The organism is Amycolatopsis sp. CA-230715, from assembly GCF_018736145.1.
Lineage (GTDB): Bacteria > Actinomycetota > Actinomycetes > Mycobacteriales > Pseudonocardiaceae > Amycolatopsis.
Window position 1 is genome coordinate 2407488 of the sequence record NZ_CP059997.1, and the last position, 10518, is coordinate 2418005.

Here is a 10518-nt window from a genome sequence, read left to right on the forward strand (position 1 = left end):
CGCCGCTCGTTGAACGCCGTTAAAACCACTCCAGGACAACGGGAATCCGGCCGGGCAGATCCGAACGCGTTGCCCCGCAAGCGGTTCAGCCGCGCACCGGCTCCGCGGGCAGCGGGACCGACGCGCGCAACCGGAAACGGCCGTCCTCGACCCCCGCCAGCAGTTCGCCGTCGAGCTCGCTCACCCTGCGGGACAGGTTCCTGATCCCGCTGCCGCCCAGCTCGTTCGGCTCCTTCTTCGCGGTACCGTCTTCGAGCACACCGTCGTTGACGATGTCGATCCTCGCCGTGTTCCCGTGCCGCCGCACGGTGATCTCACAATGCCTCGCGTTGCTGTGCCGCAACAGGTTCGTGACACCCTCGCGCAGAACCGTGGCCAGCACGGTGCCCACCTTCGGCGGCATGTCCCGCACCGCGATGTCCATTCTGGTCTGCACGTCGGCCGCGGCGAGCACGGACCGGACGGTGTCGGACTCGCCCTCCAGCGACATCTCGCGGTACCCGGCCGCGGTGGTCCGGACATCGGCGAGCGCGGTGCGGGAAATGTCGAGGATTCCGCCGAGTTCGTCCTGCGCCCGCGCCGGGTGCTGGAGCACCACGCGATGCGCGAGTTCACTCTTGAGGGTGATGGCGGACAGGCTGTACCCGAGCAGATCGTGCAGATCGCGCGCGAAGCGAAGGCGTTCCTCCGCCACCGCGAGCTCGGCCAGCCGCATCCGCTTCGCGTGCACCTCGGCGACGAGGTTCGCGAGCCTGGACAGGCCGTACACGACGAGACCGGTGATCACCGTGGACACCGTGGTGTACATGATGTCGAACGCGGAACCGGTGTAGGAAAGCTGCAGCACCGCCATGCTCAGCACGACGAGCGCGAACACCACCACGGCGGGCAGCACGGGCAGCACCAGCAACGCGGACCCGGCGAAGAAACCGGGCATTCCGACCCAGGCCTGCCCGAACAGGAACATCGGGAGGTACACCAGGCAGGCCTGCGCGAGCAGGACCGCGTACCACCGCGTGCCGTACAGCAAATTCCCCGCGCGCGGCGACACATATGTCATTTGCAGCAACAGCAACGAGACCATACAGAGCAATGCCAAAATGACCGAACCGTCACCGAGGCGCAGATTCACGATGGTGAGGAAGGCGACCAGGCACAGGCAGGTGAACACCGAGCACACGATGAGCCTGCTCAACCGCGGCGCCAGCGCCGATCCACCGAAGAAATCGTCCCCGTCGCGGGTCTCCGCGCGCAGGCCCACCGTGTTGGGCGCTTTTCTCCGCGCGGCGGGCAACTCGCCACCGGACATTCGGGAATCAGACCTCATGTACTTCCCCCGTGGCCCAGAAAACCCACAACGATGTTGGACAGCTCCCCAGGACTTCGGATTAACACTATGTTGCGGTCCCGGAAAAGTCCAACTCACGGAACGTCAGCGTTCTGCCACGGGGCGCACCAGTTCCGTTTGCTCCGCGCGGAGTCCGACGACGAACTCGCCGACGCTGACTTCCGAAGGCCACTCCAGGCGCAGCACCCTCGTGGTCGCCTCGAGATCGCCGACCGCCAGCGCGCACGGCGCGAGCCCCATCGCGGTCGCCACCAGATACAGCGTCTGCTGGAGCACGCCGACGTGCTTGAGCGAGGTGGAGTACGCGATCCCGCTGTAGGTCCAGGACAACCGCGCGATCCGCCCGGTCATCGTGATCAGCACCGGCGGCCTGCCCGCGGTGCCGACGGTCACCCGCGCGGCGTCGAGCAGTTCGGCCGCTTCCGCCTCGTCGTCGTTGACCCGCGTGAGCGCGTGCTCCCACGGGTCGTAGTGGTACGTGCCGGACGGCAGCCCCTCGCAGCGCTCGACGGTCAGGTACAGCTCCAGTTCGTGCCGCCCGCCCATGCTCGGGTACGGCCGGTCGGAGGCCATGTCCCGCGGGGATTCGAGGGCCTGCGGCTGGATCGACCGCACCCGCGCGCTGCGGAACAGCAACTCCCCCAACTGTTTCGCGGTCGGTGCGCGCGCGGCGAACTCGTGGAAGGAGCGCCGGGTCTCCATCGCTTCGGTGAGCGTGCCGTCGGTGCGGGCCACCTCGGCGATATCCGGGGTGTAGAGCGGAAACCGCTCCCCCTCTGGTGCCGGTTTGACCACCGGTGCCGGCGGCAGCGCGCCGTGGTGCGGGAAGGTGGCGCCGATCGGGCCGTGCCGCCTGCCGGTCCTGGTGCGCGCGTGGAACATCAGGTCGGTGTGCGACCACGCGGCGAGTTCGGGATCGTGGTCCTCGGCGAACCAGGTCCGGCCGCGGCCGTCGTCCGGCTCGCCGAACACGATCATGCCCGCGGCCGCGAGGTGCTCGGCCAGCGCCTGCACCACATCGGCGGGCAACCCGGTGTCGTGCCCGATCTGGGCGAGCGTCGCACCGTCGCCGATCGCGCCGACGACCGACACCGCGGGCGGCTGGTGCAGGACCACCCGGTGCCGGGACAGCGGTGACTCCAGCACGAGTTCGCCGCCGCTGAGGCGGATCGCGGCGAACCGCGACAGGCGCATCCGGTCCTCGGCCTCGACGGCGGGAAGGACGAACCCGGCGAACCGCGAGATCGGCACGGCGGACAGGCAGGATCCCGCGCCGGGGCGGCATTCCAGCGAATGCACCACGCAGTGCTCGATCTCGGAGAGCACCGCGGAAAGCCGGAGCCATTCGGCGCCGTCCCCGTCCGGCGCGAACAGGTGCGTCAGCACCGTCGGGCCGAGTGTCATGCGGCGCAGCGCTTCGCGCACGGTTTCACCCGGATGGCCGAGCTCGACATCGCCCCATTCGGTCGCGACGGTCACCCCGTCGTCGTCGTACTCCAGCAGCACGTCCTCGCGCAGGGACCACAGCCTCCTCGGCACGAACACCGGTTCGTGCCACCCGTCGGCGGGACAGGCGTCGAAGATCCGGGACGAGTGCGGTACGGCTTCGCCGCGAGCGCGGGCTTCCCGGCCGTCGACCGGGCGCACCCGGTTTCGCAGCCAGGCCCGCAGGCCGTCCACCATCATCATCCCCGCCCCTCCTCTCCCCGCACGGTCACGCCACCGGTGTCGGTTGGCGTCACAAGAACATCGGAACCGGATTGAGATCCGCGTACGCGGTCGGACCGGCGAGCCTGCCCAGCCGCACCGGCACGTCGAAAAGCCTGCCCGGCGCCAGTCTTCGCCAGAACCCCCGCAGCCCGGGCACCACCACCTTGACCACCGGCAGCCCGATGTCGGGCCGGGTCTGGTCGAGCACCAGCATCTCCAGTCCCGCCGCGCGCACCCGGTCGTGCACCGCGCGCACGTCGTCGGCGAGATCGTCCTGCGGACGGTACCCGTAATCCGACGGCACCCGCGGCGTGGCGGCCGGATCCGGCAGCAGGTAAGGATGCGCCGCGACGGTCGCCTCGCGCAGCCACGCCGACGCGTCCGGGTCCCCGCAGTCGTAGGCGGGGTTCTTCGCGAGTTCGAGCACCGACGGCATGAGCTGGTTCAGCTCGGTCATCGCCCGCCGCAGCGCCACTTCCGGGTTCAGGTGCGCGCCGAAGCCGAACATGATCTGCTCCTCCGCGACGCCGGTGCGCCGCGAAACCGCCACCATCGCGGGAATCCCGAGATCCGAGGTCACGTCGAGCGCCCACACCTCGCGCCCGAGCCCGGCGTGCGCGGCCCGCACCTCGGCGAGCCACGGGTCGCCGAAGGCGTCCAGGTCCACCGCGGGCTGGCGGGTCCGGTTGTACCACCACAGCGCGACGGCGTCCCGTTCGACGAGTTCGAGCGAGCCCTGCAGGATCGCGTCCTCCAGGCTGGCGCCCGCGGCGTTGCCGTTGGAGTCGGCGCGGACCGTCCACGAGCCGGGCTCGCGGGGCGCGCCGAAGTAGAGCATCCCGGTCGGCAGGTAGCGGTGCCGCTGCCCGGTCATCGACCACACCGGCGTCCAGTCCAGCTCCGCCGCGGGGTCGAACGGGTCGCACACGTGCTGGAACGCGGCGTGCGAAGCGTTCCACGCGGCGCGGCCGGGGTACTGCCGCTCGTCGAAGAGCTGGCAAGAGTCCGGGGACACCGCGAGGTCGCCGAGCGAGTTCATGCTGGCCCGAACGCGGTGCTCGTCACCGTGGAAGCTGCCGGAATGGCGTTCCAGCGATTCGCACAGCGCACCGACCTCGGCGTCCAGCGGGGTGACGCCCTTGCCGCCGCTTTCCGCGCGCAGCATCGCGCGGAGGCCGTCGAGCCTGCCCGCGGCGACCGCGAGGTTCGGGCCGGAGCGGAAGGAGTTGAACAGTTCGGGGCCACGGGTGTCGCGGCGGATCTCCTTGACCACCCCGGTCAGGCCGCCGATCAGGTGGCGGTAAGTGTCGAGCACCTCCGACGGGGCCAGCGCGCGGTGCCCGCCGCCGGTGTCGGCGTTGCGCGGCCTGCTGGTCAGGCGCACCGGGGCCTGGGCGAGGCGCCGCTGGATCGTCGGGTCACCGCAGGCGTGGCACTGCGGGCGCCGGTGCACCTCGTGCCGGGTCCCGGCCAGGTCGAAGCTGTCGAAGGTCCAGATACCGCGCTGTCCCGGGTACCGGTAGCCGGCGAGCCACTTCATCACCTCCAGGGTAAGGAGATGACCCGCCGCGGAGAAGAGCGGCGGCACGGTCGCCATCGGGCGCGGGGCGGGGCCGTCGTGCCCGAGCACCGTCTGCACGTGCTTCTCGGCCTGGCGGTGCGCCCACAGCCGCGTCGCCATGCAGTGCCAGCACGCGGTACCGCCCGGTTCGAAGAACGGGCCGAGCCACACCTCGCTGCCGACGATCTTCGCCAGCATCCACGGGCGCCGTGCTTCTCGATGCTCGGCGTCCACAGTGGACAGTTCGGGGTCTACGTAGTCCTCGCAGAGGACGATCGACAGGTCGGCGTCGCCTTCGAGCCCGGTCGCGCGGTTCGCCCGCACCCCCGACGAGCGCAGTGCGCCGAGCATCTCCAGCGAGCCGGACCAGCCGAGCGGGATCAGGTCGACCCGTTTCGTCGCCACGCCGCGCCCACCGGAGACGGCGACCCCCGCCGCCTCCCAGTAGGCCGACGCGGCCGGGTCCGGGTCGTCGTCGCGCTTCTCCTGGCGCACGGTCACGAGGCCGGCTTCGACCAGCTTGGCGACGACGGCTTCGGCCTCCGGCGCGGCGTCCGAGGACAGTGCCTCGAGCACCGCGGCCAGGTCGCGGTTGCCGTCCAGCAGCGGCGCCAGGCGCTCGATGTGCCCGCCCTGAACCGCCGTCACGTTCTTCTCGGAGAAGAGGTACACCGCGTCGTCCGCGACAACCTCGGGGCGGAGGTGCCGCCCGAACCCGACCAGATCCCCCTCGATGGACATGGCCGTCGCTCACATGCCGCCGCGCACGGCGGGGACGTTCACGCCCCAGCAGATGCTCGTGGGCGAGAGCATGCCGCCCATCGGCAGGCTGCGGCCGTCGAGCTGCTCGATGACGAGGTCGACGCCGGAATCAGCACGGGCGCCGGGAACCTGGCTGGTCGAAGTGGTGACACTGTTCTCACGCAGAGCAGGCATGGGAATCCCTCCAGTGTGTCGTGGTGGCCGCCGATCAGTGGAGCGGCATGGAAAAGATTCTGCTCCGGTTTCACGGTGAGTGACCAGTGCCGGGGTCACGAGGCACCTATGTTTCCGTCATACCCCGGATGCCGTTGTCATCACCCGAGAGTCGTGTCCCCGCCACAACACGGAGCGTCACCGCCTCGCGGGCCGCGGCGCGTGCCCCGAAGGTGACCTTCGGGCCTCTAGACGCCCTGAAGGCCACCTTCGGGGCATCGGATCTCGGCCCCGCACACGAAAAAGTGCCTTCGAGCGTGTGGCTCGAAGGCACTTGGTGTCGTCGGGTGGCCAGGTGCCGGAGTCCGGTCACGGCACCTGGCGCCGCATCTTCTCCCGCACCGCCCCCGCGGCGCGGCCCCACCCCCAAGAAATCCCCAAGAAAGAACAGCCCCAGAAGTACGTGTCCCCGGCGAAACCCGGGTCAGCCCAGTACGTGATCGTGGTTCAGGATGCGGTGGTAGAGCTGGGAAAGCCCGCGTCCCGGCGCCAGGCCCAGCTCGGTGTCCAGCCAGCGCCGCGCGTAGTGGAACGTGTCCACGGCCTCGGCCTGCCGCCCGCTGCGGTACAGCGCGAGCATGAGCTGCTCGCTGAACTTCTCCCGTTCCGGGTGCTCGGTGACGAGCTGGCGCAGTTCGGAAACGACGACGCGTTCGGCGCCGGTGGCGAGCTTCGCGGCGATCAGGTCCTCCCGGGCGGCCAGCCGCCGCTCGTCGAGCGAGGTGGCGCCGCCCCGGCAGCGCGGGCCGCCCACCACGTCCAGCAGCGCGGGTCCCCGCCACATCCGCAGCGCGGTGCCGAGCAATTCGGCCGCGCGCACCGGATCGGTGCTCACCGCCCTGCTGCCCTGTTCGGCCATGGTGAGGAAGCGCTGCGCGTCGATCGATTCGCTCGGCAGCGCCAGCACGTAGCCGATGCTGGTGGTGCGGACGATCCGGTCCCCGCTCTCCCCCGTGATCTGCGAGAGCCGCTTGCGCAGCCGGACGATGTTCGCCTGCAACGCGTTGCGCGCGTTGCCGGTGGCGCTGTCCGGCCACAGCTCGTCGACGAGCTGCTCGACGGTGACCGGCAGGCCGACGCCGAGCGACAGCATCGCCAAAATCGTTCTCGACTTCGCCGAACCGATGTCATGTGGTTGGCCTTCGTGTTCTACGAACAATGGGCCCAATATCTGTATACGCATTAGTCACTGACCCCCTCGCACTCCGGTGACACTCACGCGAAAGAATTATTGATTCCACTTTCCCAGCCTGCTGTGGTCACCGCCAGTGCACGCGGCACGGGTCGGTCGTGTCCCGATCCCGTGCCCTCCCATGACGAAAACACGGGTGCTTCACCCGGTTCAGCGGTCCGTGATCGGACGGTCACGAAGGCACGTCAGCACGGCGTCAGCAGGCTGTCACCCGGCGAACCTAGCTTTCGAATTCGAGCCAGACCGACCGCAGCACCAGATCAACCGCATGCCGGATCAACCGCAAGCCACGGATGGAGAAGCGTGATGACCCTCGCACTGACCGAACGCATGGACCGCATCAGGGAGATCGTCGCCGAGCACCTCGAACTGGAGGTCGCCGATCTCGACGACGACAGCAACTTCATCGACGTCTACTCGGCCGACTCCCTCGCGCTGATGGACGTGCTGGCCGCGCTCGAACGCGAGTGGGGCATCGAGATCGACCAGTCGCAGTTCGCCCGCATCGTCGACGTGCGCAGTGCCTACGAGGTAGTGGCCGAATCCGCGAGCTGGTGAGCGGCGAGCGGTAACGGGAGAGGAGAGCGATGTCCACGCAGCCAACGGGATCGGCCGCACGACCGGCCGATCGCAGGGTGGTGATCACCGGGTGCGGTGTCATCTCCAGCATCGGCACCGGGGTCGCGGAGTTCAGCGCGGCGCTGCGCGCGGGCCGGTCGAACGTCCGGCCGATCACCGCGTTCGACACCACGGGTTTCGCGCACTCCAACGGATGCGAGGTTCCCGGGTTCGAACCGGACCGCTGGATCCGCAACGTCGACATCACCGAGCTGGGCAGGGCGAGCCGGTTTTCCGTTGCCGCGGCGAGGCTCGCGATCGAAGACGCCGGAATCGGCGAAGAGCGGCTGCGCGACCGCCGCGGTGTGGTCTCGGTCGGCACCACCGACGGCGAGTGCCGCGACCTGGACACCCTGGTCGAAGCGGAGCTCGCCGGCGGCGAGGCCGGGATGGACCCGGTGAACGCCAGGCGCATCCCCGCGGGGAACATCTCCACCGCCATTTCCCGTGAGCTCGGGCTGACCGACGTCGAGTCGAGCACGATCGCGACCGCGTGCTCGGCTGGCAACTACGCGATCGGCAACGGGTTCGACGCGATCCGGCTCGGCGAGGCGGACTTCGCGCTCGTCGGCGGCGCGGACGCGGTGTGCCGCAAGACCTTCACCATCTTCTACCGGTTGCGCAGCATCGCGCCGGACTGCTGCCGCCCGTTCGACAAGAACCGGATGGGCATCCTCACCGGTGAGGGCGCGGGCATCCTGATGCTGGAGAGCCTGGAATCCGCGCAGGCGCGCGGCGCGCGGATCTACGCCGAGGTGCTCGGCTACGGGCTTTCGTGCGACGCGAACCACCCGGTGGCGCCGCACCAGCCGAGCATCACCCGGTGCATGGACCTCGCGCTGCACGACGCCGGGGTGAAACCGGCCGAAGTGGACCTCATCTCGGCGCACGGCACCGGCACCAAGGCCAACGACCTCACCGAAACCAGGGCCATCAGGGACCTGTTCGGTGACGACACCCCGCGCGTGGTGTCGATGAAGTCGATGCTGGGCCACACCATGGGCGCGGCGAGCGCGCTGGCCGCGATCGGCTGCGCGCTGGCGATCACCGACCGGTTCGTGCCGCCGACGGTCAACCACGAGGAAACCGATCCCGAATGCGCCGTCGACTGCGTGCCGAACGAGTCGGTGCCCGCGGACCTGCGGATCGTGCAGAACAACGGCTGGGCCTTCGGGGGCAACAACTCCGTGGTCATCTTCGGCCGACTGGACAGCGAGAAACCAGCCGAGCTGGAAGGAGCGACGCGGTGAACATCCATCCCGACGGGCCACCGGTGATCACCGCGTGGTCGGCGATCTCCCCCTTCGGCTACGGCCACAACGCCTTCACGAACGGCTTCGCCACCGGTGCGTCCACTGTGGACGCAGTGGACGAGGAACGCTGGCAGGTCACGGGCGAGTGCGCCGCGCTAGTGCCGGACTTCGACGTCCGGACCCTGCTGGGCGCGAAGGGCACCCGGTCGATGAACCGGGTCACCGGGCTGGCCGTGGTGACCGCGGGCCAGCTACTGGCCCAGGTGCCCGGCCGCGGCGACGAGTTCGCCGAAGGCACCGGGCTCGTGCTCGGCACCACCACCGGCAGCCCGGAAAGCATGATGGGCTTCACCAGGGCGTCACTGGTCGGCGAGCGGCCCGATCACGTCGAACCCGCCGCGGTGCCGAGCTGCGTGATGAACTGCGCGGCGGGGCAGGTCGCGATCTGGCACCAGCTCAAAGGTCCTAACGCGACTGTCGCGGCCGGACGGCGCACCGGGCTCGTCGGCCTGAACTACGCGCGGCGGCTGCTCGCCACCGGCAGGGCGAGGATGGTGCTCTGCGGTGCGGCCGAGGAGTACAGCACGGCACGCGCGAAGGTCGAGCGGGTCGCGCAGGACGGCACTCCCGGCCCCGCGCTCGGCGAGGGCTGCGTGATGGTGCTGCTGGAGCCCGCCGCGAACGCGATCGCCCGCGGCAGCGCGCCGCTGGCTTCGCTGCTCGCCGTCGAGTCGGCCACCTGCGTGGGCGGGAACCGCGCGCAGGCCGTCCGCGACGCGGTCAGCCGGACCCTGCACCGCGCCGGTGTCTCCCAGGGCGAAGTCTCGGTCGCCGCGGGCACCACGGCGGGCGACGACGAGCGGAACGCGCTGAGCGATCTGTTCGGCGACCGGGCGGACACCGCCGCGGCGCACGACCTGATCGGCGACACCGCTTCGGTTTCGGCGCTGTTCCAGCTCGCCACCGTGCTCGGCGCGGAACGAAACGAGAACGGGCTCGCGGTCATCACCGCGCTCGACGACGACGGCGCGATCTCGACCGCGCTGCTCAAGCTGCACCCGGCCACGACCGCGCAGGTGACCGAAGCACGCGAACCCGCGCTGGCTGGCGGTGTGCGATGAGCGAGCGGAAGGTCGCGGTCGTCAGCGGCGGCTCGCGCGGCATCGGCCGCGCGGTCGCGGTCAAGCTCGCCGAGGACGGCTACGACATCGGATTCTGTTACCGCAGCGACGAAAACGCTGCGGAAACCCTGGCGAAGGAGATCTCCGCGGCGGGCGGGCGCTCGCTCGCGGTGCGCGCCGACGTCGCCGAATCCGCGCAGGTGAAGGCATGGCTGGACGCCACCAAGGCGGAACTGGGCCCGATCGACGCGGTGGTCACCTCCGCCGGGATCACCAGGGACGGCGCGCTGACGCTGATGTCCGATGAGGACTGGGGCGCGGTGCTGCGGACCAACCTCGACGGCGTGTTCAACGTCTGCCGCCCCGCGGTGTTCGACATGTGCAAGCGCCGCACCGGTTCCGTGGTCACGCTGTCCTCGGTGTCCGGTGTGTACGGCAACCCGACGCAGGCGAACTACTCCGCCTCCAAGGGCGGCGTGCTCAGCTTCACGAAGGCGCTGGCCAAGGAGGTCGGCCGGTTCGGGGTTCGGGTGAACGCGGTCGCACCCGGCCTGATCGACACCGACATGGTGGCCGCGCTCGCCGAACCGGCGCGCAAGAAGCTGCTGTCGCAGATCGCGATGCGGCGCTTCGGCACCCCGGACGAGGTGGCCGAACTGGTCGCCTTCCTGGTCTCGGACCAGGCTGCCTACGTCACCGGCAGTGTCATGGAAATCCACGGCGGTCTGACCATTTAGGAC

General features: G+C 69.9%; 9 protein-coding genes. 4 read left to right on the forward strand and 5 right to left on the reverse strand.

Annotated features, from left to right (window positions below; genetic code table 11):
* Window positions 1–85: 85 nt before the first annotated feature.
* The 5 genes from HUW46_RS10995 to HUW46_RS11015 form a co-directional block, all read right to left on the reverse strand.
* Window positions 86–1327, reverse strand: a complete 1242-nt coding sequence (locus HUW46_RS10995) for a sensor histidine kinase (protein WP_215547174.1) — start codon at window positions 1325–1327, stop codon at window positions 86–88.
* Window positions 1328–1432: 105 nt separating this feature from the next.
* Entirely contained in the window at window positions 1433–3037 is a 1605-nt protein-coding gene (locus HUW46_RS11000) for a SagB family peptide dehydrogenase (RefSeq protein WP_215547175.1), read from the reverse strand.
* Window positions 3038–3086: 49 nt separating this feature from the next.
* Window positions 3087–5360: a TOMM precursor leader peptide-binding protein gene (locus HUW46_RS11005; protein ID WP_215547176.1), complete on the reverse strand. Its 2274-nt coding sequence runs from the start codon at window positions 5358–5360 to the stop codon at window positions 3087–3089.
* 9 nt (window positions 5361–5369) lie between these two features.
* On the reverse strand, window positions 5370–5555 hold the full coding sequence (locus HUW46_RS11010) for a hypothetical protein (protein ID WP_215547177.1): 186 nt from the start codon (window positions 5553–5555) through the stop codon (window positions 5370–5372).
* A gap of 463 nt (window positions 5556–6018) precedes the next feature.
* Window positions 6019–6777: an AfsR/SARP family transcriptional regulator gene (locus HUW46_RS11015; RefSeq protein WP_215547178.1), complete on the reverse strand. Its 759-nt coding sequence runs from the start codon at window positions 6775–6777 to the stop codon at window positions 6019–6021.
* A gap of 315 nt (window positions 6778–7092) precedes the next feature.
* Between HUW46_RS11015 and HUW46_RS11020 the strand changes: the two genes are divergently transcribed.
* The 4 genes from HUW46_RS11020 to fabG are packed head-to-tail and all read left to right on the forward strand — an operon-like array spanning window position 7093 to window position 10515.
* Window positions 7093–7344 carry an acyl carrier protein gene (locus tag HUW46_RS11020; protein ID WP_254126057.1) on the forward strand — a complete coding sequence of 84 codons (252 nt, stop codon included), beginning with the start codon at window positions 7093–7095 and terminating at the stop codon, window positions 7342–7344.
* A gap of 29 nt (window positions 7345–7373) precedes the next feature.
* Window positions 7374–8654 (forward strand): beta-ketoacyl-[acyl-carrier-protein] synthase family protein, encoded by a 1281-nt coding sequence (locus HUW46_RS11025; protein ID WP_215547179.1) that lies wholly within the window; start codon window positions 7374–7376, stop codon window positions 8652–8654.
* The gene (locus tag HUW46_RS11030) at window positions 8651–9778 is read left to right on the forward strand and encodes a beta-ketoacyl synthase N-terminal-like domain-containing protein (RefSeq protein ID WP_215550542.1); all 1128 of its coding nucleotides are present in this window, start codon (window positions 8651–8653) and stop codon (window positions 9776–9778) included. The genes HUW46_RS11025 and HUW46_RS11030 overlap by 4 nt, the downstream gene beginning before the upstream one ends.
* Window positions 9775–10515: a 3-oxoacyl-ACP reductase FabG gene (gene fabG / locus HUW46_RS11035; RefSeq protein ID WP_215547180.1), complete on the forward strand. Its 741-nt coding sequence runs from the start codon at window positions 9775–9777 to the stop codon at window positions 10513–10515. The genes HUW46_RS11030 and fabG overlap by 4 nt, the downstream gene beginning before the upstream one ends.
* The last annotated feature ends 3 nt before the right edge of the window (window positions 10516–10518 follow it).

Coding starts and splice junctions, on each gene's coding strand:
- HUW46_RS10995 (WP_215547174.1), bottom strand. CDS start 1,327: ATGAGGTCTGATTCCCGAATGTCCGGTGGCGAGTTGCCCGCCGCGCGG.
- HUW46_RS11010 (WP_215547177.1), bottom strand. CDS start 5,555: ATGCCTGCTCTGCGTGAGAACAGTGTCACCACTTCGACCAGCCAGGTT.
- HUW46_RS11000 (WP_215547175.1), bottom strand. CDS start 3,037: ATGATGATGGTGGACGGCCTGCGGGCCTGGCTGCGAAACCGGGTGCGC.
- HUW46_RS11025 (WP_215547179.1), top strand. CDS start 7,374: ATGTCCACGCAGCCAACGGGATCGGCCGCACGACCGGCCGATCGCAGG.
- HUW46_RS11015 (WP_215547178.1), bottom strand. CDS start 6,777: ATGCGTATACAGATATTGGGCCCATTGTTCGTAGAACACGAAGGCCAA.
- HUW46_RS11020 (WP_254126057.1), top strand. CDS start 7,093: ATGACCCTCGCACTGACCGAACGCATGGACCGCATCAGGGAGATCGTC.
- HUW46_RS11005 (WP_215547176.1), bottom strand. CDS start 5,360: ATGTCCATCGAGGGGGATCTGGTCGGGTTCGGGCGGCACCTCCGCCCC.
- fabG (WP_215547180.1), top strand. CDS start 9,775: ATGAGCGAGCGGAAGGTCGCGGTCGTCAGCGGCGGCTCGCGCGGCATC.